The sequence below is a fragment of the Streptomyces sp. NBC_00210 genome (genome assembly GCF_045160975.1).
Lineage (GTDB): Bacteria > Actinomycetota > Actinomycetes > Streptomycetales > Streptomycetaceae > Streptomyces.
In genome coordinates this window covers 7,200,129-7,222,051 of the sequence record NZ_CP108120.1, presented here as the reverse complement: position 1 = coordinate 7,222,051, position 21,923 = coordinate 7,200,129, and the positions used below count along the sequence as shown (strand labels likewise).

Here is a 21,923-nt window from a genome sequence, read left to right as displayed (position 1 = left end):
GGCGGCCACGAAGTGTTGTGGGGACCTGCCCCCGCAGAAGTCAACACGACCGGGGGACCGCCGGGCACTTACAGGCGCCGCTGCGGTCCCCGATCATGGCTACTTCGCGTCGGTCTCGCCGTTGGCCTTGCCGTCCTTGGGCTCCGCGTCGTCGGCCTTCGGCTCGGCGTCGTCGTCCTTGGATTCCGCGTCGTCGGCCTCGGGCTTCTTGCCCAGATCGATCTTGGCGTCGTCCGCGGAGTCGGAGTCGGTGGCCTCGGTCGTGGCCTCGGTCAGCGAGGAAGCGTCGTCCGGCACGATGTCACCGTCGACCTTGAGGTCGCCGTCGCCGTGCACGATGCGGTTGTACTCCGCGTCGTCGAGGACCGCGCCGATGGAGTTCTTCGCGTAAATCGCGTGGACGCCGGGGGCAACCTCAAGGAGGACCGTGTCGTCGTGAAGCTCCTTGACGGTGGCGTACATGCCCCCGATCGTCCGGACGCCCGTGCCGGGCTGCATCTGGTTACGCATCTGCACGGCCTGCTGCTGCTTCTTCTTGGCCGACCGAGTCATCAGGAACATGGCCCCGATGAGCACAATGAAGGGGAGGAGGGTCACGAGACTCACGGGACGGAACTTCCTTCGCACGACCGCACTGAAGAGGCGGCCTTATCTACGGGGGTGGGCTGCCGACCTGGAAGGGCGGCATCGGCGGAGTCTAAGCGAGTCCGCATCAATGGAACAACGCCCAGCATCCCACCGAGGTTCCGGGCCCGGCGAGTACCCGCGCCGTCACGCCCCGAACAGGCCCTGTTGTCCGCTTGCGCCCGGGGCCTGCTGCGGTGGTACGAGTCCGAGGTGGGCCCAGGCTGCCGGGGTGGCGACCCGCCCGCGGGGGGTACGGGCCAGTAGCCCCTCCCGTACCAGGAAGGGCTCGGCCACCTCTTCGACCGTCTCGCGCTCCTCCCCCACGGCCACCGCCAGGGTGGACAGGCCCACCGGGCCGCCGCCGAACAGCTTGAGCAGCGCCTGGAGCACGGCACGGTCCAGACGATCAAGGCCGCGGGCGTCCACCTCGTACACCTTCAGGGCGGCGGCCGCCACCTCGCGGGTGATCAGGCCGTCCACCCTGACCTGCGCGTAGTCGCGGACGCGGCGCAGCAGCCGGTTGGCGATCCGGGGTGTCCCGCGGGAGCGGCCAGCGATCTCGGCGGCGCCGTCGGCCTCTATCTCGACGTCGAGGAGCTGGGCGGAGCGGTGGATCACGCGTTCCAGCTCGGCGGGGTCGTAGAACTCCATGTGCGCGGTGAAGCCGAAGCGGTCGCGCAGCGGCGGCGGCAGCAATCCGGCCCGGGTGGTGGCGCCGACCAGCGTGAACGGAGGCAGTTCGAGAGGGATGGCGGTGGCGCCGGGCCCCTTGCCGACGATCACGTCGACCCGGAAGTCCTCCATGGCCATGTACAGCATTTCTTCGGCGGGCCGGGACATCCGGTGGATCTCGTCGAGGAAGAGAACCTCGCCCTCCTGGAGGGACGAAAGGATGGCGGCCAGATCGCCGGCGTGCTGGATGGCGGGGCCCGAGGTGATCCGGATCGGGGCCTTCATCTCGGCCGCGATGATCATGGAGAGGGTGGTCTTGCCCAGGCCGGGGGCGCCGGAGAGCAGGACATGATCGGCGGTGGCACCACGTGCGAGCGCCGCTTTCAGGACGAGGTCCAGCTGCTCGCGGACGCGTTCCTGGCCGACGAACTCCTCCAGCGACTTCGGCCGCAGCGCCGCCTCGACGGCCTGGTCCTCGCCGTCGGCGGACGCGCCGACGAGCCGGCCGTCGGCTGCGGGGTCGTCGGTCGTGGGTGCGGTGTCGTCCCAGTTCACAGTGGATAGCCTCGCGGGTTCGGCGGGTTTCGGCGGATCGGGTGCTGCGGGTCAGCGGGGTCAGCGGGTGCGGTTCAGGGTCTGGAGGGCGGCCTTCAGCAGCTGGCCCACATTCGGGGCGCCGCCCGCCGCCTCGGCCTGGGGGCCGACCGCGCTGACCGCCTCGTCGGCCTCGCGGGTCGCATAGCCGAGGCCGATCAGTGCCGCGTGCAGCTGGTCCCGCCAGGATGCGGAGACCGCGGTACCGATGCCCTGTCTGCCGATGTGCGCGCCGACCGGCTCGCCGAGTCGGTCCTTCAGCTCCAGGAGCAGCTTCTGCGCACCCTTCTTGCCGATGCCGGGCACCGCGGTCAGCGCCTTCTCGTCACCGGTGGCGACGGCGATGCGCAGCACGTCCGGCGCATGGACCGCGAGCATCGCCTGAGCGAGCCGCGGGCCGACGCCGCTCGCGGTCTGCAGCAGCTCGAAGACCTGCCGCTCGTCGTCGTCCGCGAAGCCGTACAGCGTCAGCGAGTCCTCCCGCACCACCAACGAGGTGGCGAGCCTGGCCTCCTGACCGATCCTCAGCTCCGACAGCGTGTTCGGCGTGCACTGGAGGGCCATGCCGATACCGCCGACCTCGATGACGGCGGTGGTGGGGGCGAGGGCGGCGACCGGGCCGCTCACAAAGGCGATCATGATGTGCGGCCTTTCGCTGCATGCAGGGCGACGGCCTGCTGGAGCCGGTTCTGGGCGGGGGCCCGCCAGATGTGACAGATGGCGAGCGCGAGGGCGTCCGCCGCGTCGGCGGGCTTGGGCGGCGCGTCGAGCCGCAGCACCCTCGTCACCATCGCCGCGACCTGCGCCTTGTCGGCCCGTCCGCTGCCGGTGACCGCGGCCTTGACCTCGCTGGGGGTGTGCAGGGCGACGGGGATGCCGCGGCGCGAGGCGCACAGCATGGCGATGGCACTGGCCTGTGCGGTGCCCATGACCGTACGGACGTTGTGCTGGCTGAACACCCGCTCCACGGCGACGAATTGGGGCCGGTGCTCGTCCAGCCACTGCTCGATGCCCTGCTCGATGGCGACGAGCCGGCTGCCGAGTTCCGCGTCGGCCGGAGTGCGTACGACTCCCACGCCGAGCATCGTCAGAGGACGGCCGGCGACGCCTTCGACCACGCCGACGCCGCATCGGGTAAGCCCTGGGTCCACGCCCAACACCCGCACCCCGCCCCTCCTTCGATCGCCCGTTTGTGCAGGCTATCCGGTGCCACTGACAAAGCGACGGGCCGACGGGGGTGTTTTCCCGTCGGCCCGTTCATGCATTGAGGGTCAGGCGTCGACCTTCTCCATGACCTCGTCAGAGACGTCGAAGTTGGCGAAGACGTTCTGCACGTCGTCGCTGTCCTCGAGCGCGTCGATCAGCTTGAAGATCTTGCGCGCGCCCTCTTCCTCCAGCTCGACCTGCATGGTCGGCACGAAGTTGGCCTCGGCCGAGTCGTAGTCGATGCCGGCCTCCTGGAGAGCGGTGCGCACCGCGACCAGGTCGGTGGCCTCACTGAGCACCTCGAAGGACTCACCGAGGTCGTTGACCTCCTCGGCGCCCGCGTCCAGCACTGCGCCCAGGACGTCGTCCTCGGTCAGCTCGCCCTTGGGGACGATCACGACGCCCTTGCGGTTGAAGAGGTACGAGACGGAGCCCGGGTCGGCCATCGAGCCGCCGTTGCGGGTCATCGCGACACGTACGTCGGAGGCCGCGCGGTTGCGGTTGTCGGTGAGGCACTCGATGAGCACCGCGACGCCGTTCGGACCGTAGCCCTCGTACATGATCGTCTCGTAGTCGGCGCCGCCCGCCTCGAGACCGGCGCCGCGCTTGACCGCGGAGTCGATGTTCTTGTTCGGGACCGAGCTCTTCTTCGCCTTCTGGATGGCGTCGAAGAGGGTCGGGTTACCGTCCACATCCGCGCCGCCGGTCCGGGCCGCGACCTCGACGTTCTTGATCAGCTTCGCGAAGAGCTTGCCGCGCTTGGCGTCGATCACGGCCTTCTTGTGCTTCGTCGTAGCCCATTTAGAGTGGCCGGACATCTGCCTGTCTCCTTCGCGTAACCCATTCCTGCTGCGTTCGCCAGAGATCCTACCGGGATGAGGTCACCCGGCCGCGCGCACCATGTCCACAAAGAGGCCGTGCATCCGGTGATCGCCGGTGAGTTCGGGGTGGAACGAGGTGGCGAGGGCGTTGCCCTGCCGTACTGCGACGATGTGGCCGTCGTGCTCGGCGAGCACCTCGACCTGGGCGCCGACCGACTCCACCCAGGGGGCGCGGATGAAGACACCCTCGACCGGTCCTTCGGCCACGCCGGTGACCTCCACGGCGGCCTCGAAGGACTCGTTCTGCCGGCCGAAGGCATTGCGGCGGACGATCATGTCGATGCCGCCGAACGTCTCCTGGCCCGAGCGCGGGTCGAGGATCTTGTCGGCGAGCATGATCAGGCCCGCGCAGGTGCCGTAGACGGGCAGGCCCCCGGCGATGCGCTCGCGCAGCGGCTGCATCATGTCGAACAGCACCGCGAGCTTGGACATGGTGGTGGACTCGCCGCCGGGGATCACCAGGCCGTCGACCTCGGCGAGCTCGTCGGGGCGCCTCACCGGCCTGGCCACGGCGTCGGCCGCGGCCAGGGCGATCAGGTGCTCCCGTACGTCGCCCTGTAGAGCCAGAACTCCGATCACAGGGGAGCCGGGAGTGGTCATTACCAGCCTCGGTTCGCGTAGCGCTCGGTCTCGGGGAGGGTGTCGCAGTTGATGCCGACCATGGCCTCGCCCAGGTTGCGGGAGGCGTCCGCGATGATCTTGGGGTCGTCGTAGAAGGTGGTGGCCTTCACGATGGCCGCAGCGCGCTTGGCGGGGTCGCCCGACTTGAAGATGCCGGAGCCGACGAAGACGCCCTCGGCGCCCAGCTGCCGCATGAGCGCGGCGTCGGCGGGGGTGGCCACACCTCCGGCGGAGAACAGCACGACCGGCAGCTTGCCGAGCTCGGAGACCTCCTTGACCAGCTCGTACGGGGCGCGGAGCTCCTTGGCGGCGGCGTACAGCTCGTTGTTGTCGAAGCCGCGCAGCTTGGCGATCTCGTTCTTGATCTGGCGCAGGTGGCGGACGGCCTCGACGACGTTGCCGGTGCCCGCCTCGCCCTTCGAGCGGATCATGGCCGCGCCCTCGGCGATACGGCGCAGGGCCTCACCCAGGTTGGTGGCGCCACAGACGAAGGGGGTCGTGAAGGCCCACTTGTCGCTGTGGTTGACCTCGTCGGCCGGGGTCAGCACCTCGGACTCGTCGATGTAGTCGACACCGAGGGACTGCAGGACCTGGGCCTCGACGAAGTGACCGATGCGGGACTTGGCCATGACCGGGATGGAAACGGCCTCGATGATCTCTTCGATCATGTTCGGGTCGGACATCCGGGCCACGCCGCCGTCCTTGCGGATGTCGGCGGGGACCCGCTCCAGGGCCATGACCGCGACAGCGCCGGCGTCCTCGGCTATCTTCGCCTGCTCGGCGTTGACCACGTCCATGATCACGCCGCCCTTGAGCTGCTCGGCCATGCCGCGCTTCACGCGCGCGGTGCCGGTCTCAGGGGACAGCGGGGTGGTGGGGAGCGTGCTGGACACGGATGGACCTCACTCGAAGAAGACGTTGTGTTGCCACCGCATTGGAACATGAGTGGACCAGTCCACAGCAAGGGCCAATGAACAGCCGGTGGATCGTTTTGGCCCGCTCCCGCGAAAGCTCTGTCTAGCTCCCGGGGCGGTCGGCCAGCGCGGCCGGCGGCTCGTCGTCCATCTCGAAGGCCAGCGGGAACGGCGCGTGCCCGGCCAGCCGGAACCAGCGGACCTTGCGGTGGCGGCGCAGTGCCCGCGCCGCGCGCACGGCGTCGTTGTGGAAGCGGCGGGCCATCGGGACCCGGCGCACGGCCTGCGCGAGTTCGCCCGCGGCGTCCTCGCCGCCCGGGACCTCGCGTACGGCCTCGACCTGCGCCGCCTCGCCGAACACGGCTCGCAGCGCCGCGCTGAGCTCGCTCTCCGCGACTTCGCGGTGCTCCTCCTCCGCCTGCCGCGCGGCGTGCGCGGCCTCGTACAGCACGATCGAGGCGGCCGGATCGAGCACGCCGGAGGTGGCGAGTTCCTGGGTGACCGAGGCGCGGCGCAGGAGTTGGGCGTCGAGGGCGGCACGGGCGGCGTCGATGCGCGAGTGCAGCCGGTCGAGGCGGCCGGCGGTCCAGCTCAGATACAGGCCGATCGCGATGAGGGCGACGGCGATCCAGATGAGGGTTACGGTCACGGGCGGCAAGGCTACCGGTGGGGGCGTGGCGCCTGACGCGGGGCGGTTCCCCTACCGCCCTCCCCCTACCGCCTGGCGGCCGTGGGAGGTACCTCCATCCCGAACTGAGAGCAAGCCCCCAGACCCCGTATGCGACCTTCGGCCGCATGTCCTCAAACGCCGGACGGGCTGAAATTTGCGCCGGTAAATCAAGCCCCTCCGGCGATTGTGGAGCGGGTCCGGGGCGGAGCCCCGGGAACAATCAGTCCCGCGCCAGGCCGAACCTTGAGCGGAAGCCCGGCCTCTCGTCCGCCGCCACCGACGCCGCGCCGTCCGTCACCGTCTCGTACACCGACAGAATGTCCGCCCCCACCGTCGCCCAGTCGAAGCGACGCACATGCGCGCTGCCCCGCGCCCGCAGCTCCGCACGCCGCTCCGGGTCGCCCAGCAGCCGTACCGCCGCCGACGCCAGCGCGTCCGCGTCCTCGTTCGCGAACAGCTCGCCCGCCGCGCCCTGGTCCAGGACCTGCGCAAACGCGTCCAGGTCCGAAGCGAGCACCGGCGCGCCCGCCGACATCGCCTCGACGAGGATGATGCCGAAGCTCTCGCCCCCGGTGTTGGGCGCGACGTACACATCCACGCTGCGCAGCAGCCGCGCCTTGTCCTCGTCGCTGACCATCCCGAGGAACTCGACCCGCTTGCGCATCTCGGCGGGCAGGGAAGCGACCGCCTCCTCCTCGTCCCCTCGCCCCGCCACCAGCAGCCGTACCTCGGGACAGGCCGCGAGGATCTTCGGGAACGCGGCCATCAGCACCGGCAGCCCCTTGCGGGGCTCGTCGATGCGCCCTATGAAGCCGATCGTGTTGCCCTGCCACTCCGCCTTGGGCTCGGCCTTGTCGAAGAAGCCGACATCGACGCCGTTCGGGATGACGACGGCGTCACCGCCGAGGTGCTCGACGAGCGTGCGGCGGGCGTACTCGCTGACCGCGATCCGCGCGCTGATCTTCTCCAGCGCGGGCTGCAGGATCGGGTACGCCGCGATCATGGCGCGCGAGCGCGGGTTGGAGGTGTGGAACGTCGCGACGATCGGACCCTGCGCGGCCCAGCAGCTCAGCAGCCCCAGTGACGGCGAGGCCGGCTCATGGATGTGGATCACGTCGAAGGTGCCGTCGTGCAGCCAGCGCCGCACCCGCGCGGCCGACAGGAAACCGAAGTTCAGCCGGGCGACCGAGCCGTTGTACGGGACGGGAACGGCCCGCCCCGCCGAGACGACGTAGGGCGGCAGCGGCGTCTCGTCGTCCGCCGGCGCCAGTACCGATACCTCGTGCCCGAGCCGGATCAGATGTTCCGCCAGGTCCCTGATATGGAATTGGACGCCGCCCGGCACGTCCCACGAGTACGGGCAGACGATGCCGATCCTCACGCCCGTTCCCCCTGCTCCTCCCGCGGCTCAAGATCCGCGAGCCACAGCCGCTGCAGCATGTGCCAGTCCTCCGGGTGTTCGGCGATTCCGGTGGCGTAGGCATCGGCCAGCGCCTGTGTCATGGAGGACGTCTTGTCGGCCCGGGTACCTGTCTCGGGCACCTCGACGGGCGGGTGGATCTGCCCCTGCATGAGCGGTTCCGCGCCGTACCAGAGCGTCACCGGCAGCAGCAGCGCGCCGGTCTGCTGAGCCAGCAGCGCGGGACCGGCCGGCATCCGCGCCGTCTCCCCGAAGTACTTCACCTCCACGCCGGAGGCCGACAGATCACGGTCGGCGACCAGACAGACCAGACCGCCGGAGCGCAGCCGCCGGGCCAGCGTGCCGAAGGCCTCGCCGCCCGAGTGCGGCAGCACCTCCATGCCCAGGCTCTCGCGGTAGGCCACGAAGCGGTCGTAGAGCGTCTCGGGCTTGAGCCGCTCGGCGACCGTGGTGAAGGGGATGCCCAGGGTCCTGGTGACCCACACGCCCGCGAGGTCCCAGTTCGCCAGGTGCGGCAGCGCGAGAATCACACCGCGACCCGAAGCCAAGCCGTCCTTCAGATGGTGCGCGTCCTTGATCTCCACGCTGTTCTCGACGCGCTCGGCGCTCCACGTGGGCAGCCGGAAGGATTCCATCCAGTACCGCATGTACGAGCGCATGCCGGCCTTGGACAGCTCGGCGAGGCGCTCGGGGCCGGCGTCGGGCACCACCCTGGCGAGGTTGGACTCCAGCCGCAGCACGCTCTTGCCCCGCCGCTTCCACGCGATGTCCGCGATGGTCCGGCCGAGCGCGGCGGCCGCCGGCTCGGGCAGCTTCTTGACCGTGCTCCAGCCCAGCCCGTACAGCGCGTCGGTCACCCGGTCCCGCATCACGTCGCCTCAGCCTCGTTCCCCTGCCCCGCGGCGGCATCCGCCTCGGCGGCCTCCCGTCGTACCGTCACGACCCGCTGCCCCAGTGTCACCGCGCTGCCGACGGCGACGATCCACAGTGCGATCGGGAGCAGGATCTCGATACCCGGCACCCCGAACGCGTGCAGTCCGGCGAGCCCGGCGGCGACCAGCGAGATCACCAGTCGTTCCGCCCGCTCGACCAGACCGTTGACCGCTACCGGCAGGCCGATCGCCTCACCACGTGCCTTGGTGTACGAGACGACCTGCCCGCTGGCCAGACAGAAGATGGCGACGGCACACAACACATTGTCGTCCCCCTGGCCCGCGTACCAGAGCGCGAAGCCGCCGAAGATCGCGCCGTCGGCGACCCGGTCGAGTGTGGAGTCGAGAAATGCCCCCCAGCGGCTCGAAATCCCCGCCTGCCGCGCCATGTTTCCGTCGACGAGGTCGGAGAAGACGAACAGCGTGATGACGATCGTCCCCCAGAAGAACTCTCCCCGGGGGAAGAAGACCAGCGCACCCGCCATCACTCCGGCCGTGCCGATGAGGGTGACCGCGTCGGGGCTCACCCCACGGCGGAGCAGAAATGCGGCGAACGGTGTGAGGACACGCGTAAAGAATGCACGCGCGTACTTGTTCAGCATGGCCTTCCCGAGGGTCGGTGGGCCGCATGGCCCCATGGCCACCGGCTGGCCCATCGTAGCCAGGCCCGACGCGCTCTACCGACGGGTACCCGCCTCCCGTGGTCGCGTACGACGTATGGACGCACCGTGACGGGAGTGGAAAGCTCGAAAGACCACCGCGGGCATCGCCGGAGCTGCCCCGGATGCCTCCGGGACTCCCTCATGGCTCCCCGCGCCCGCGGCTCCCTCTCCTCACCGGGCAATCGATCGGGAGGCAAGAATCATGGGCGACAAGGCGAATGCACACCCCGGAGCCGCCGGCAGGGCTACTACGGCCGACCAGCCGTCATCCGTACGGAACGTGGTGCTGGTCGGCCACAGCGGTTCGGGAAAGACGACATTGATCGAGGCGCTCGCGCTCACGGCGGGAGCCGTCAACCGGGCGGGCCGCGTCGAGGACGGTGCGACGGTCTCCGACTACGACGAGATCGAGCACCGGCAGCAACGTTCCGTCCAGCTGTCCCTGGTCCCCGTCGAATGGGGCGGGTACAAGATCAATCTGCTGGACACCCCCGGATACGCCGACTTCGTCGGGGAGCTCAGGGCCGGTCTGCGAGCCGCGGACGCGGCCCTTTTCGTTGTCTCGGCAGCGCAGGAGGCCGACGCCGTCGCGGGCGCGACCCGCATGGTGTGGGAGGAGTGCGCGGCGGTCGGCATGCCGCGCGCCATCGTGGTCACCCATCTGGAGACCGCGCGCACCGGCTTCGAGGAGCTGACCCGGGTCTGCGGGAACATCTTCGGCGGAGACGACCCCGACGCCGTACTGCCGCTGTATCTGCCGCAGTACGGTGCGCAGCATCCCGACGGCCACGCGCCGGTCACGGGCCTGGTCGGGCTGCTCAGCCAGAAGATCTTCGACTACTCGTCGGGCGAGCGGAAGGAGACCCCGCCCGACCCGGCCCAGGCGCCGCTGATCGAGGAGGCCCGCAACCGGCTGATCGAGGGGATCATCGCCGAGAGCGAGGACGAGACCCTCATGGACCGCTATCTCAGCGGTGCGGAGATCGATCTCAAGACACTGATCGGGGATCTGGAGAAGGCCGTCGCGCGCGGCATCTTCCATCCGGTGGTGGCTGCCGCCCCCGCGCCCGAGGGCGCCAAGCAGGGGCTCGGCACGGTCGAACTGCTGGAGCTGATCACCGGCGGCTTCCCGACCCCGCTGGAACCCGCCGCCCCGGCCGTCACCACACCGCAGGGCGCGGCGCGCCCGCAGATCAGCTGCGACCCCGACGGTCCGCTGGTGGCCGAGGTGGTCAAGACAGCCTCCGACCCCTACGTGGGCCGGATCTCGCTCGTACGTGTCTTCTCCGGCACCCTGCGCCCCGATGAGACAGTGCATGTCTCGGGGCACGGACTGGCCGACCGCGGGCACGAGGACCATGACGTGGACGAACGGATCGGCGCGCTCTCCGCACCCTTCGGCAAGCAGCAGCGGCCACTGGGCCAGGTCATCGCGGGAGACCTCGCCTGTGTCGCCAAGCTGGCCCGCGCCGAGACCGGGGACACCCTCTCGGCGAAGGACAACCCGCTGCTCATGGAGCCCTGGACGATGCCCGATCCGCTGCTGCCACTGGCCATCCAGGCACACAGCAAGCCGGACGAGGACAAGCTCTCCCAGGGGCTTTCGCGGCTGGTCGCCGAGGATCCGACGATGCGTCTCGAACAGAACCAGGCAACGCACCAGGTGGTGCTCTGGTGTCTGGGCGAGGCACATGCGGACGTCGCGCTGGAACGGCTGCGCAGCCGCTACGGCGTCCAGGTCGACGTCGTGCCGCACAAGGTGTCGCTGCGGGAGACCTTCGGCGAGAAGTCGGCCGGGCGCGGACGGCATGTGAAGCAGTCCGGCGGGCACGGCCAGTACGCGATCTGCGAGATCGAGGTCGATCCGCTGCCGCCCGGGTCCGGGCTCGAGTTCGTCGACAAGGTGGTCGGCGGCGCGGTGCCGCGGCAGTTCATCCCCTCCGTGGAGAAGGGTGTGCGCGCCCAGGCGGCGCGCGGCGTCGCTGCCGGGTACCCGCTCGTCGACGTACGCGTCACGCTTCTCGACGGCAAGGCGCACTCGGTGGACTCCTCCGACGCGGCCTTCCAGACCGCGGGCGCGCTGGCGCTGCGTGAGGCGGCGGCCGATGCGCGCATCCATCTGCTGGAGCCGGTGGCCGAGGTACAGGTGCTGGTTTCGGACGAGTATGTGGGGCCGGTGATGAGCGATCTGTCGGGGCGGCGTGGCCGCGTGGTCGGCACCGAGCAGGCAGGCGGGTCCCGCACGCTCGTACGGGCCGAGGTGCCGGAGATCGAGATCGGGCGCTATGCCGTCGATCTGCGGTCGATCTCGCACGGCACGGGGCAGTTCAGCCGGTCGTACGCCCGGCATGAGGCGATGCCTGCGCAGGTCGCCGACAAGGTCCGCGAACGGGCGGAGAACGGCACGTAGTTGACGGTACGTTGAGATGCCGCCCGCCCGACTGCCGTGCGGCGGGCGGCATTGCGTGCTCGACTGACGGAGGCAGTGGGCGGCATTGCTTTCTCGTCTGACGTGGGCGGTGCGCCCCCGATACGCTGTGGTGCCCAGCTCAGAAGGTGTGCGGGGCGCGGTAGTTGGGAACAGGCCGCAGTGCGGAAGCTTGCGGCGATGGGGGCGGTAGTGGCGAACGACAGTTTCGATTTCACTCCGGGGGCACAGGTCCCGCTCCAGGGCTCGGCCGGACAGACGGCGGCGACGCATGCGCTCGCCTCCGCCGCGTACCGCGACAGCCCGGTCAGCGAACTGCTCAAGGCCAACAGCGAGTGGCACACGTCCGAGGTGAAACCGGGCAAGTTCTCGCTGTTCGAGCCCAATATGGGCGAGGCCTTCTCGCGGGCCGTCCAGGTGCGGATGCTCGGCGGCGCCCGTAAAGCGCTGATCCAGTCCTTCGGCACCGAGCCGCAGGCGGTGGTCGAGCACTGCCTGGCCGCGACCCGGATCCGCAAGGAACGCGACACCCGGCTCACCGCCGTGATGGCGATATTCGGGCTGCTCTTCCTGCCCGGGCTGCTGCTGTGGATGGGCGTCTTCCAGCTCCGCCGGACGATAGCGGGCGCACAGAACAAGCGCGCCGGAGCCCTCGGCACTCTGTTGCTGATCGCCATCGGCGTACTGGCCGTGATCTTCCTGGTCCGGCTGCCGTTCAGTGGTCTCTGGGGGTACTACGTACGGGGCATGATCGTCGCCCCGGTGGTCGGCTGGCTGCTGGCCAAGCGGATCTGCGAGAGCACGGCAAAGGACATGCGCGCCCGCTGGGACAACCTGCTCGCGGGCGGCGGCATCGGCGCCAAGGTCCCCGAGGCGGTGCCCGGCCACCCCAACGAGACCGCGCGCGAGCAACTGCGCCAGGGGCTTCAGAAGCTCACCGCCGAGCAGCAGTCCAACGCCGTCTTCTACGCCGGCCCCAAGGGGATACTCGGGATGGGCACCCGCTGGGGCAGCTGGCAGATGGCCGAGGAGCTGACCTCCAAGGAGCAGGGCAAGGAGATCAACCAGTTCCGCAGCTGGGACGTGATACGGGCGGTTCACGACAAGCTGAAGATGCTGGAGCGCGGCCCGCTGAACTCCGGCGGCTTCCCCACCCCGTCCGTCAAGCACTGGATCGTGGCGCCGGTGGGTGAGAACGCCAAGGAGGTGACCCGGCCGGAGGGCCAGGACGTGGAGACCTTCCAGGTCAAGGGCCATGAGATACAGCGGATCTGCAATCACCAGCAGTTCGGCGGCGGCAACCGCCACTATCTGGGCGTCCAGTTCACGCTCTGGGACGGCCAGTTGGTGATCACCATGATGATCACCGTCACCGTGCTTCACGAGACGCTCCGCGTCGAGGTGACCGGGCATGCGCTAGGCCCGGTGCACTCGCTGTTCACCACCAAGCCCGCGCCCAAGACCGTCACGGTGAACAAGACCGTGAAGTTCTGGGAGACGGTGGACCGGCAGCTGCCGCTGGTCGAGACCCCCGAGGTGGTCCGGCTCGCGGTGCGCGCGCCCTTCACCTGGTACCCGCCGCTGCTGGACTACCTGGGCGGCAAGCTGGTGCTCCCCGAGCCCTTCGGGCTGCGCCACGCCTGGGCGGAGAAGCCCTGGCGGCACCGGTTCATGGCGGACGACGCGATGCGCGCGGCCACGCCGGTGCTGCGCGTGACGCACGCGGCAGCGATGAAGGTGCTCGAGGAGAACGGCGTGGACACCGAGCGCTTCGGGAACCGCTCGATGGTGGTCAGCACCTTCGTCCAGGACCCGACGCCGCGCCAGGCCGACCTCTACGACGCATAGGCGTGACGCCTGGCCCGCATGCCGTGCGGGCCAGGCATCCGCAGCCTGTGCGAGGCCTGTGCGGGGCCTATGCGGGCCAGGCGTCCGCCAGCATCTTGCGCGTGTCGGCGAGAAGCTGCGGGAGCACCTTTGTGTGCCCGATGACCGGCATGAAGTTGGTGTCCCCGCCCCACCTCGGCACGACGTGCTGGTGCAGATGCGCCGCGATGCCCGCCCCGGCGACCGAGCCCTGGTTCATGCCGATGTTGAAGCCGTGCGCACCCGACGCCTTGCGCAGCGCGGTCATGGCCTGCTTGGTGAGGGTCGCGAGCTCGGCCGTCTCCGCGTCGTCCAGCTCGGTGTAGTCGGCGACATGACGGTAGGGCACCACCATCAGATGCCCGCCGTTGTACGGGTAGAGGTTGAGCACCGCGTAGACGTGCGAGCCGCGTGCGACGACCAGGCCGTCCTCGTCCGACTTGGTGGGGATGGAGCAGAAGGGACAGCCGTCTTCGGCCCCCGGCCCGGTCGGCTTGTTCTCGCCCTGGATGTACGCCATGCGGTGGGGCGTCCACAGGCGCTGGAACGCATCCTGCGTCCCGACTCCGATCTGCTGCTCCGGCTCAAGCGTCATGCTGTGCAGCATATGACTTCGCCCGTACGCGGCGTGTCGTCGGGGTTGGCCCCGGCAGGCACGGAGCGATGCTGGCTCGATGGACGTCGACGATGGCACCGGCCGGCTGCTGCACTGGGAGCAGCGCATGGAGCTGCCGCTCTTGATGGCCTCGCTGGTTTTCCTGACCGGGTACTCCTTCGTCGTACTGGCGCACGACGCGGTCTGGCGGGAACTCGGGCTCGCCGTCCTCCTGCTGACCTGGCTGGCGTTCGGGCTCGACTACGCGGTGCGGCTGAGGCTGAGCGGGGAGGGACCGCGCTTCGTCCGCACGCACTGGCTGGACACCGTCGTACTGGTCCTGCCGCTGCTCCGTCCGCTGCGCGTGGTGCGGGTCTACACGGCGGTGCAGCGCCACCGCGGCGGGCCGCGGCTGAGCCTGCACGCGCGCGTGATCGCTTACGCGGGCCTGTCGGCCTGCCTGCTCGGCTACTCGGCCGCGCTCGCCGTCTACCACGACGAACACACGGCCCCGGGCGCGACGATCCGCACCTTCGGTGATGCGGCGTGGTGGGCTGCGGAGACGCTGACCACCGTCGGCTACGGCGATATGACGCCGGTGACCGCGCGGGGGCGGGCGATCGCGGTGGGCCTGATGGTGTGCGGGCTGGCGCTGCTGGGGGCGGTGACGGGGTCGTTCTCGGCGGGGCTGCTTCAGGTCTTCGCGGGTGAGGAGGAGAAAGAGCCCCCGGCGGGCTGATGCCGCCGGGGGCCGATCCCCGCATGTGCGGGGCCCAAGGTCACACCTGGACCCGGCGCTCCACCACATCGACGAGCTTGGCCAACGCCTCGGCACGGGGAATGCCGTTCTCCTGCGAACCGTCGCGGTAGCGGAACGACACCGTGCCCGCGTTCATGTCGTCGTCGCCAACGATGATCATGAACGGAACCTTGAGCTTCTGCTGGGTCCTGATCTTCTTCTGCATCCGGTCCGAGGAAGCGTCCACCTCGACCCGCAGGCCCTTCTTCTTCGCCTCGGCGGCGAACTCCTGCAGATACGGAACGTGCGCGTCGCCGACCGGGATACCGACCGCCTGCACCGGCGCAAGCCACGGCGGCATCGCGCCCGCGTAGTGCTCCAGGAGCACCGCGAAGAAGCGCTCGATCGAGCCGAACAGTGCCCGGTGGATCATGACGGGCCGCTGCTTGGTCCCGTCCGGGCCGGTGTACTCCAGGTCGAAGCGCTCCGGCAGGTTGAAGTCCAGCTGGACGGTCGACATCTGCCAGGTACGGCCGATGGCGTCCCGCGCCTGAACCGAGATCTTCGGGCCGTAGAAGGCCGCGCCGCCCGGGTCCGGGGTCAGTGGGAGGCCCTGCTTCTCGGCCACCTGGCGCAGAACGTCGGTGGCCTCCTCCCAGACCTCGTCCGAGCCGACGAACTTCTCCGGGTCCTTGGTGGACAGCTCCAGGTAGAAGTCGTTCAGACCGTAGTCGCGCAGCAGGTTCAGCACGAAGGTGAGCGTCTTGTCGAGCTCCTCCGCCATCTGCTCCTTGGTGCAGTAGATGTGCGCGTCGTCCTGGGTGAAGCCACGGGCCCGGGTCAGGCCGTGCACGACGCCCGACTTCTCGTACCGGTACACGGTCCCGAACTCGAAGAGACGCAGCGGCAGTTCGCGGTAGGAGCGGCCGCGCGCATCGAAGATCAGGTTGTGCATCGGGCAGTTCATGGGCTTGAGGTAGTAGTCCGCGCCCTCGTCCAGCTGCATGGGCGGGTACATGCCCTCGGCGTACCAGTCGAGGTGGCCCGAGATCTCGAACAGCTTCCCCTTGGTGGCATGGGGGCTGTAGACGAACTCGTAGCCCTCCTCCTCGTGCCGCTTGCGGGAGTAGTCCTCCATGACGCGGCGGATGATGCCGCCCTTGGGGTGGAAGACGGCGAGGCCGGAGCCGATGGCGTCCGGGATGGAGAAGAGGTCCAGCTCGGTGCCGAGGCGGCGGTGGTCGCGCTTCTCGGCCTCGGCGAGGAAGTCGAGATGGGCCTTGAGCTCGTCCTTGGAGGGCCAGGCGGTGCCGTAGATGCGCTGCAGCATGGGGTTCTTCTCGCTGCCGCGCCAGTACGCGGCGGCATTGCGCATCAGCTTGAACGCCGGGATGTTGCGGGTGGTGGGCAGGTGGGGACCGCGGCAGAGGTCCTTCCAGCACAGCTCGCCGGTCTTGGGGTCGAGGTTGTCGTAGATGGTCAGCTCACCGCCGCCCACCTCGACATCCGCGCCGTCGTCGCTGGAGGCCGAGCCCTTGATGCCGACGAGTTCCAGCTTGTACGGCTCGTTCGCAAGCTCCTCGCGGGCGGCTTCGTCGGTGACGACGCGACGCGAGAAGCGCTGGCCGCGCTTCTGGATCTCCTGCATCTTCTTCTCGACGGCCTTGAGATCTTCGGGGGTGAAGGGCTTCTCGACGTCGAAGTCGTAGTAGAAGCCGTCCCGGACGGGCGGGCCGATGCCGAGCTTGGCCTCCGGGAACAGCTCCTGAACGGCCTGCGCCATCACATGCGCGGTGGAGTGCCGCAGAATGTTGAGCCCGTCCTCGGAGGAGATCTCGACGGGCTCGACCTCTTCGCCGTCCTTGACCTCGTACGCGAGATCCTTCAGCTCTCCGGCGACGCGGGCGGCGACGATGGTGCGCTCACCGGCGAAGAGCTCGGCCGCCGTAGTGCCCGTCGTCACCACGCGCTCTTCCCGCTCGGAATCGCGTTGGATGATCACACGGACGTCTGACACCGGTCTCTCCTGACTGAAGGGGGCGGCGCGGGTCGTATTGCGCGCGCGATAGGAATCGTACCGATCCGGTGGGGTGCGTTGCGAAACGGTTGTTGCCCCTCCCAATTCAGCCCCGCCGGCATTGAGGCGCTGGGGGTCCCCCCACGCCCGCAGGGCCTAGGGCGCGGGCCCGTGGGCGGAGCCCCCGGTTCACTCCCCCTGGCACGCCTCCTCGAAGAAGTCCAGGTTCTCCTGGAGCGACTTCATCAGCCTGTCCCGCTCCGACTCGTCCACCTGCACCGGCACCACATTCGACGCGTCCGTCAGCCGCCGGAAGCCCCCGCGGCTCTCCAGGCGGCCCACCACCCGGATCGGCAGGCCGACCAGGTGGGCGTGGCCCGCCGTGCGGTAGGAGTCCTCGTCCAGGGCCACCCGGACGTGCGGCACCTCGGCGCCCGCCAGTACCCGCAGCCGTACCGACCCCTCGCCGCGCGGTCCCGAGCGGCGCATGCGCACCACCGTGCCCGTGATCCGTACCGGTACGGACGGCTCGTCCTGCAGATAGCGTGCGCCCGCCCCGCGCAGCGCCGGCAGGTCACCGGGCGAGAACTCCACGGGTTCGTTCCGGGGCGCGCACCCCTGCGGCACCCCCGCCGCCGGCGACCACTCCAGTGCGATCCGCGCTCCCTCCGCGCCGCGCACCAGCGCGATGATCGCCTCCGTCAGCTCGCGGCTCACCCCCGCCTCGACCGCCGCGTCGAACGCCTCCATCCCGCCCGTCGCCCGCTGGTAGTCGGCAGCCTCGCGCGCCGCCTGCAACGCGTGGTAGAGCCGGACCACGACCGCCCGGCCGGTTTGCACCGGCACGAACGCGGTCAGGCTGCGTCCGCCCGGGGCCGGCCCCACCAGGACTCCTTCCAGCGAGGCCTGCGCCTGCCGCCGGTGCCGCGCGCCGTAGTACCCCGCGCGCGCCCGTGCCGCCAGCGCCGCCGCCATCAGCATCTGCCGTGCGGCCGCCCGCAGTTGCTCCTGCACGGTCCACGCCGCCGCCCCCGAAGGCCCCTGCGGCACATCCCGCCACCACCGGATCTCGTCGCTCGGAACGGTCAGCCCGACCAGCACCTCGCGGGCCGACGGCGCGGCACTGCGCGCCAGCGCGGTGAGCGCCTCGCCGAGCAGATCCTCACAGTCGGGGAACGACCGGCTCTCCGGCACCAGCAGACTCGTACCCCCCGCCGCATGCCCCGGCGGCGTCCACCGCGTATAGCGCCCCGCCGCTCCCCCGCGCCGCCGCCAGCCGTGCCGGTCGAGCAGCGCACCGAGCACGGCGGGGTCCACCTTCGCCGGGTCCGGTTCGCCGCCCTCGTACCAGGGTCCCGGCACATCGCCCGTCGGATGGGGCCGTACTGACTCGTCGAAAGGCCGGTGCATCAAGGTCTGCCTCCCACTCCGACCCGGGTCATGATCTCGCAGAGCGCCCGGTCGTCGAAGATCCGTGAGGTCGGGATCCGTACGGTGGTCCTGCGCCTGCCCGTCACCGGGTGGCCTGCCAGGTTGGTCCAGTAGCAGCAGTGCCGAAGATCGAGCCGGTCGTGGCTGGCGCGCAGCCACTCGTCCTGAGTCCGGGGGACGAGCATCACGACCAGGATCTTGTGCACGGACACCGGGGTGCGGGCCAGCTTCACCAGATGCTCGTTGTCGAGGATGAAGGAGAATGCCGGACCCGGCGGGTGCGGGGGGAGCTGGTACGTGCACTTGAGCTGCACCTTGATGGTCACCTCGTCGTCGACGGTGTGACCGGCCGAGCTGTGGCTGACATGCCAGTCGATTCCGTTGTCCGGAAACGGCTGCGACAGCGAGCAGCCGGCCGCGGCTGCGACCGCGTGCAGATAGCCCACCTGGAGTGTCTCCATGCAGGCGGTGGTGGCGAGTGCGCCCCGCAGCGGTGCTGTCCGCTGGGGCAGCAGACCCCCAGATTCGGGCTGCGCGAGCGCCATGGCTCCTCGTGCCTTCCGGGCTGTGCCGATCGATGTCCCCTCGACGGGCCGTCAATTTGCATACCCGCCATCTGTGTTGTCACCGCACTGCGTACAGCGCAAACGGCCCGGGTATCACCATTTCGGGCAGGGGGATCACGCCATCTGCCAGGCTCGTGCGAGGAGTTCGGGGATGACGCTCTGGTATGACGGCCCGCTGGCCGCATTTGACACGGAGACCACCGGAGTCGACGTCGAGGAGGACCGCATCGTTTCGGCCGCCGTCGTCGTCCAGGACATGGCGGGCGGCCGCCCGCGTGTCACACGCTGGCTGATCAATCCGGGGGTGCCCGTGCCGCCGGGGGCCATCGAGGTGCACGGGCTCACCGACGACCATCTGCAGCGCAACGGCCGCTGGCCGGCGCCGGTGATGGAGGAGATAGCCAGGGCGCTGGCCGAGCAGTGCGCGGCCGCCCGTCCGCTCGTCGTGATGAACGCGCCCTTCGATCTGACCATCCTCGACCGCGAACTGCGCCGCCACCGCGCCGCGTCGCTCGGGCGCTATCTGGAGAACGCGCCGCTGTGCGTGCTGGACCCGAGGGTCCTGGACAAGCACCTGGACCGCTATCGCAAGGGCCGCCGCACGCTCACCGATCTGTGCGCGCAGTACGAGGTGGAGCTGGACGAAGCGCATGACGCGGCCGCGGACGCGGTGGCCGCGCTGGAGGTGACGCGGGCGGTGGGGCGCCGTTTCGCCTCGCGGATGGAGCGGCTGTCGCCCGCGGAGCTGCACACGCTGCAGGCGGTCTGGCATGCGGCGCAGGCACGTGGCCTGCAGGCGTGGTTCGCCCGCAGCGGCACACCCGAGACGGTGGACCCGGCCTGGCCGCTGCGGCCCGAACTGCCCGCCGCGGCCTGACTCCGGGAGGCGCCCCTCAGCGGGGCGCCACCCGGACGGACCGTCGGGAGGGCAACCGGTCCGGTCGGCGTCAGCCGGTGAATCCCGCGGTGATGGAGGTGAACTGCCAGTTGCTCTGGCTGATGCCGGAGCAGTTGCTCACCACTCCGCCGCCGGGGCAGGGACGGTCACGGTTGACCGACCAGTACGCGAGGCGGGCGATGTGGTGGGAGTTGGCCCAGTCCTTGATCTGGGTCCAGGTCGCCGGGCTGGTGAGTTCCTGCTGGTCGCTGAGGCCGTTCATGCCCGAGATGCCTATATGGGCGTACGCGGTGGCGTCCGACCAGCCGAAGGTGCTCTTCAGCTTGGTCTTCAGCCCCTCGGTGGCGTTCACGGTGTTGCCGTACATGTCGGCGCCGCCGCCGAAGTCGAAGGGCATGATGGTGAAGACGTCGATGTCCGCCTGGAGCGCGCCCGCCCGCTCGATGAGCCGGTTGCCCCACCAGGTCGGCCCGGTGGTGCTCGTGCCGAAGGTGAGGATCGTCCTCAGGCCGGGGTTGTTCTGTTTGACGATCTTCAGTGCGCCGAGAATCCGGTCCTGGACGACCTCGTTCTCGAACTCGTCACTGTTCTCGATGTCGACGTCGATCGCCTTCAGCCCATAGGCGTTGATCACCTTCTGATAGGCGCCGGCCAGGGCCTCGGGCGTGGAGCAGTTCGGGCCGAGCTTGTTGCCGCTCCAGCCGCCGATGGACGGGACGATGTCACCGCCCGCGCCGCGTATCGCGTTGATGGTGGACTGATCGGTGCCACCGGCGAGCGGACGCGTGCCGTCCCAGGCGGGGTTGCAGCCGCCGGAGGAGAGGATGAAGGCCATGGTGAACCACTTGATGCCGGTGGCGCTCATCACCGAGGTGGCACTGGGCGGGTCGCCCCAGCCCAGATAGAGGTACGGGGCCGCCTGCTTGAAGTCGGTGCCGCCGCCACCGCCCGCGTCGGTCGTCACACTGACGGCGGACGAGGCCGGTGAGAGATTGCCGGCCGCGTCACGGGCGCGGACGGTGAAGCTGTACGAGGTGCTGGCCGCAAGGCCGCTGACGGTGGCGCTGGTGCCGGTCACCGTGGTCACGTTGGTGGATCCGCGGTACACGTCGTAGCCAGTGACGCCGACATTGTCGGACGAGGCACTCCAGGCCAGCGAGACACTGGAGGACGTCTTGCCGGTGGAGCGCAGATTCGTGGGTGTGGTGGGTGCCTGGGTGTCGCCGCCGCCTCCGCCGCCGGGACCGTCGAGGCTGATGTCGTCGGCGTAGTAAGTGCCCTGCGCGTACCAGCCGTTGAGATAGATCTCGGCGGTGGTCTGGGCCGCGCCGGTGGTGAAGGAGACCGAAAGGCGGGTGTAGGCGGTGGCGGACGGGGTCCAGGTCGACGGCCCGCCGGTCACGCCGAGGTACACATAGTTGCCGCGCACCCAACCGGAGAGCGTGTAGGCGGTGTTGGGCTGCACGGCGACGGTCTGGGTGCACTTGGCGTTGTCGCTCGCGCTCGCGGCGCCGGCCAGCGCCTTCGTACCGCTGTGCACGGGGCTGCTCACCACCGAGCCGAGTCCGCCGGTGCAGGACCAGCCGGACAGGGAGCCGCTTTCGAAGCCGGGATTGCTGAGCAGGTTGGCGGCCTGGGCCGTGCCGGGCACGGCGAGTGAAGCGGCTGCTGAGAGCAGCGCCGCGCCGAGGCCGGCCAGTAGTCGATTTCGGATACGCACGTGACCTCCCAGTGAGGGGTGGGTGCGGGTCGACGGACCGGACGCGGCGCCACGATTGGTCTGGACCTGCGAGGCGGATTAGAGCGGAGCACCGCACTCAAGTCAAGGGAGGGCGCGAGACAACCGGCGCCGCCCGACCGGGAGTTGAACGCAGTTGGCAATGGAGCGGCAAAATGGCGCGGCCCCGGGCCAGAAGGCGGCGTACATCAAGTCGAAGGGGCTGCCGGGCGGGATGATCTGGGAAATGTCCGGTGAAACCCCGGGCGGAGCCCCGCTCGGCGCCCTGCACAGCGGGCTCCAGTAACACCGCCAACACCGGCGCCCGAAAAGCGTCGAGGCCGGTCCGTCAGCTGACGGACCGGCCTCTCCCGGTGGGCGATACTGGGTTCGAACCAGTGACCTCTTCGGTGTGAACGAAGCGCTCTCCCACTGAGCTAATCGCCCGGGAACGCACTGAACCATAC

The 21,923-nt window shown here is 69.8% G+C and carries 21 protein-coding genes and 1 tRNA gene; 5 read left to right on the top strand and 17 right to left on the bottom strand.

Annotated elements, in window-relative coordinates:
• Nucleotides 1-99: 99 nt before the first annotated feature.
• The 11 genes from yajC to pgsA form a co-directional block, all read right to left on the bottom strand.
• Nucleotides 100-606, bottom strand: a complete 507-nt coding sequence (yajC, locus tag OG729_RS32775; RefSeq protein ID WP_360884009.1) for a preprotein translocase subunit YajC — start codon at nt 604-606, stop codon at nt 100-102.
• 165 nt (nt 607-771) lie between these two features.
• A complete protein-coding gene (ruvB, locus tag OG729_RS32770; RefSeq protein WP_360884012.1) occupies nt 772-1,854 on the bottom strand; it encodes a Holliday junction branch migration DNA helicase RuvB in 1,083 nt (360 codons plus the stop codon).
• Between the two features lie 60 nt (nt 1,855-1,914).
• Nucleotides 1,915-2,532, bottom strand: a complete 618-nt coding sequence (gene ruvA, locus OG729_RS32765; RefSeq protein ID WP_360884015.1) for a Holliday junction branch migration protein RuvA — start codon at nt 2,530-2,532, stop codon at nt 1,915-1,917.
• Nucleotides 2,529-3,059 carry a crossover junction endodeoxyribonuclease RuvC gene (gene ruvC / locus OG729_RS32760; RefSeq protein ID WP_360884018.1) on the bottom strand — a complete coding sequence of 177 codons (531 nt, stop codon included), beginning with the start codon at nt 3,057-3,059 and terminating at the stop codon, nt 2,529-2,531. The genes ruvA and ruvC overlap by 4 nt, the downstream gene beginning before the upstream one ends.
• A gap of 105 nt (nt 3,060-3,164) precedes the next feature.
• Nucleotides 3,165-3,917, bottom strand: coding sequence for a YebC/PmpR family DNA-binding transcriptional regulator (locus OG729_RS32755; RefSeq protein WP_360884020.1), 753 nt, complete (start codon nt 3,915-3,917; stop codon nt 3,165-3,167).
• 63 nt (nt 3,918-3,980) lie between these two features.
• The gene (gene pdxT / locus OG729_RS32750) at nt 3,981-4,580 is read right to left on the bottom strand and encodes a pyridoxal 5'-phosphate synthase glutaminase subunit PdxT (RefSeq protein WP_405809528.1); all 600 of its coding nucleotides are present in this window, start codon (nt 4,578-4,580) and stop codon (nt 3,981-3,983) included.
• Nucleotides 4,580-5,494, bottom strand: a complete 915-nt coding sequence (gene pdxS / locus OG729_RS32745) for a pyridoxal 5'-phosphate synthase lyase subunit PdxS (protein ID WP_360884024.1) — start codon at nt 5,492-5,494, stop codon at nt 4,580-4,582. The genes pdxT and pdxS overlap by 1 nt, the downstream gene beginning before the upstream one ends.
• 124 nt (nt 5,495-5,618) lie before the next feature.
• Nucleotides 5,619-6,164, bottom strand: coding sequence for a hypothetical protein (locus OG729_RS32740; RefSeq protein ID WP_405809526.1), 546 nt, complete (start codon nt 6,162-6,164; stop codon nt 5,619-5,621).
• 241 nt (nt 6,165-6,405) lie between these two features.
• A complete protein-coding gene (locus OG729_RS32735; RefSeq protein WP_360884028.1) occupies nt 6,406-7,566 on the bottom strand; it encodes a glycosyltransferase family 4 protein in 1,161 nt (386 codons plus the stop codon).
• Nucleotides 7,563-8,474, bottom strand: a complete 912-nt coding sequence (locus OG729_RS32730) for a phosphatidylinositol mannoside acyltransferase (RefSeq protein ID WP_360884031.1) — start codon at nt 8,472-8,474, stop codon at nt 7,563-7,565. Before OG729_RS32730 ends, OG729_RS32735 begins: the two co-directional genes overlap by 4 nt.
• Nucleotides 8,474-9,139, bottom strand: coding sequence for a phosphatidylinositol phosphate synthase (gene pgsA / locus OG729_RS32725; protein ID WP_360884034.1), 666 nt, complete (start codon nt 9,137-9,139; stop codon nt 8,474-8,476). Before pgsA ends, OG729_RS32730 begins: the two co-directional genes overlap by 1 nt.
• A 262-nt stretch (nt 9,140-9,401) precedes the next feature.
• On the opposite strand from pgsA, the gene OG729_RS32720 reads away from it, so the two are divergent.
• Together OG729_RS32720 and OG729_RS32715 are read left to right on the top strand one after the other, a co-directional pair.
• A complete protein-coding gene (locus OG729_RS32720) occupies nt 9,402-11,609 on the top strand; it encodes an elongation factor G-like protein EF-G2 (RefSeq protein WP_360884037.1) in 2,208 nt (735 codons plus the stop codon).
• A gap of 210 nt (nt 11,610-11,819) precedes the next feature.
• Nucleotides 11,820-13,475, top strand: a complete 1,656-nt coding sequence (locus tag OG729_RS32715; RefSeq protein ID WP_360884040.1) for a hypothetical protein — start codon at nt 11,820-11,822, stop codon at nt 13,473-13,475.
• 67 nt (nt 13,476-13,542) lie between these two features.
• Here OG729_RS32715 and OG729_RS32710 read toward each other — a convergent pair whose 3' ends face one another.
• Nucleotides 13,543-14,100, bottom strand: coding sequence for an HIT domain-containing protein (locus tag OG729_RS32710; protein WP_360884043.1), 558 nt, complete (start codon nt 14,098-14,100; stop codon nt 13,543-13,545).
• A 67-nt stretch (nt 14,101-14,167) separates the two neighbouring features.
• Between OG729_RS32710 and OG729_RS32705 the strand changes: the two genes are divergently transcribed.
• Complete coding sequence (locus OG729_RS32705) at nt 14,168-14,827, top strand: potassium channel family protein (RefSeq protein ID WP_405809524.1); 660 nt, start codon at nt 14,168-14,170, stop codon at nt 14,825-14,827.
• 40 nt (nt 14,828-14,867) lie between these two features.
• On the opposite strand, the gene thrS is transcribed toward OG729_RS32705, so the two are convergent.
• From thrS to OG729_RS32690, 3 genes are all read right to left on the bottom strand, one after another.
• Nucleotides 14,868-16,844 (bottom strand): threonine--tRNA ligase, encoded by a 1,977-nt coding sequence (gene thrS / locus OG729_RS32700; protein ID WP_360884049.1) that lies wholly within the window; start codon nt 16,842-16,844, stop codon nt 14,868-14,870.
• 189 nt (nt 16,845-17,033) lie between these two features.
• The gene (locus OG729_RS32695; protein ID WP_405809522.1) at nt 17,034-18,254 is read right to left on the bottom strand and encodes a hypothetical protein; all 1,221 of its coding nucleotides are present in this window, start codon (nt 18,252-18,254) and stop codon (nt 17,034-17,036) included.
• A complete protein-coding gene (locus tag OG729_RS32690; RefSeq protein WP_360884054.1) occupies nt 18,254-18,820 on the bottom strand; it encodes a DUF4365 domain-containing protein in 567 nt (188 codons plus the stop codon). Before OG729_RS32690 ends, OG729_RS32695 begins: the two co-directional genes overlap by 1 nt.
• 172 nt (nt 18,821-18,992) lie before the next feature.
• Between OG729_RS32690 and OG729_RS32685 the strand changes: the two genes are divergently transcribed.
• The gene (locus OG729_RS32685; protein WP_405809520.1) at nt 18,993-19,718 is read left to right on the top strand and encodes a 3'-5' exonuclease; all 726 of its coding nucleotides are present in this window, start codon (nt 18,993-18,995) and stop codon (nt 19,716-19,718) included.
• 70 nt (nt 19,719-19,788) lie between these two features.
• Here the strand turns inward: OG729_RS32685 and OG729_RS32680 are convergent, their stop codons facing one another.
• A complete protein-coding gene (locus OG729_RS32680) occupies nt 19,789-21,459 on the bottom strand; it encodes a carbohydrate binding domain-containing protein (protein ID WP_360884059.1) in 1,671 nt (556 codons plus the stop codon).
• 160 nt (nt 21,460-21,619) lie between these two features.
• On the opposite strand from OG729_RS32680, the gene OG729_RS32675 reads away from it, so the two are divergent.
• Nucleotides 21,620-21,763, top strand: a complete 144-nt coding sequence (locus OG729_RS32675; protein ID WP_405809519.1) for a hypothetical protein — start codon at nt 21,620-21,622, stop codon at nt 21,761-21,763.
• 68 nt (nt 21,764-21,831) lie between these two features.
• Here the strand turns inward: OG729_RS32675 and OG729_RS32670 are convergent.
• Nucleotides 21,832-21,903, bottom strand: a tRNA-Val gene (locus OG729_RS32670).
• Between the last annotated feature and the right edge of the window lie 20 nt (nt 21,904-21,923).

Bases quoted from the DNA above. Each gene is read 5' to 3' on its own strand.
- OG729_RS32685 (WP_405809520.1), top strand. From the start codon at position 18,993: ATGACGCTCTGGTATGACGGCCCGCTGGCCGCATTTGACACGGAGACC.
- OG729_RS32705 (WP_405809524.1), top strand. From the start codon at position 14,168: ATGGACGTCGACGATGGCACCGGCCGGCTGCTGCACTGGGAGCAGCGC.
- OG729_RS32755 (WP_360884020.1), bottom strand. From the start codon at position 3,917: ATGTCCGGCCACTCTAAATGGGCTACGACGAAGCACAAGAAGGCCGTG.
- OG729_RS32710 (WP_360884043.1), bottom strand. From the start codon at position 14,100: ATGCTGCACAGCATGACGCTTGAGCCGGAGCAGCAGATCGGAGTCGGG.
- OG729_RS32695 (WP_405809522.1), bottom strand. From the start codon at position 18,254: ATGCACCGGCCTTTCGACGAGTCAGTACGGCCCCATCCGACGGGCGAT.
- pdxT (WP_405809528.1), bottom strand. From the start codon at position 4,580: ATGACCACTCCCGGCTCCCCTGTGATCGGAGTTCTGGCTCTACAGGGC.
- ruvA (WP_360884015.1), bottom strand. From the start codon at position 2,532: ATGATCGCCTTTGTGAGCGGCCCGGTCGCCGCCCTCGCCCCCACCACC.
- OG729_RS32720 (WP_360884037.1), top strand. From the start codon at position 9,402: ATGGGCGACAAGGCGAATGCACACCCCGGAGCCGCCGGCAGGGCTACT.
- OG729_RS32690 (WP_360884054.1), bottom strand. From the start codon at position 18,820: ATGGCGCTCGCGCAGCCCGAATCTGGGGGTCTGCTGCCCCAGCGGACA.
- OG729_RS32730 (WP_360884031.1), bottom strand. From the start codon at position 8,474: ATGCGGGACCGGGTGACCGACGCGCTGTACGGGCTGGGCTGGAGCACG.
- OG729_RS32675 (WP_405809519.1), top strand. From the start codon at position 21,620: ATGGAGCGGCAAAATGGCGCGGCCCCGGGCCAGAAGGCGGCGTACATC.
- pgsA (WP_360884034.1), bottom strand. From the start codon at position 9,139: ATGCTGAACAAGTACGCGCGTGCATTCTTTACGCGTGTCCTCACACCG.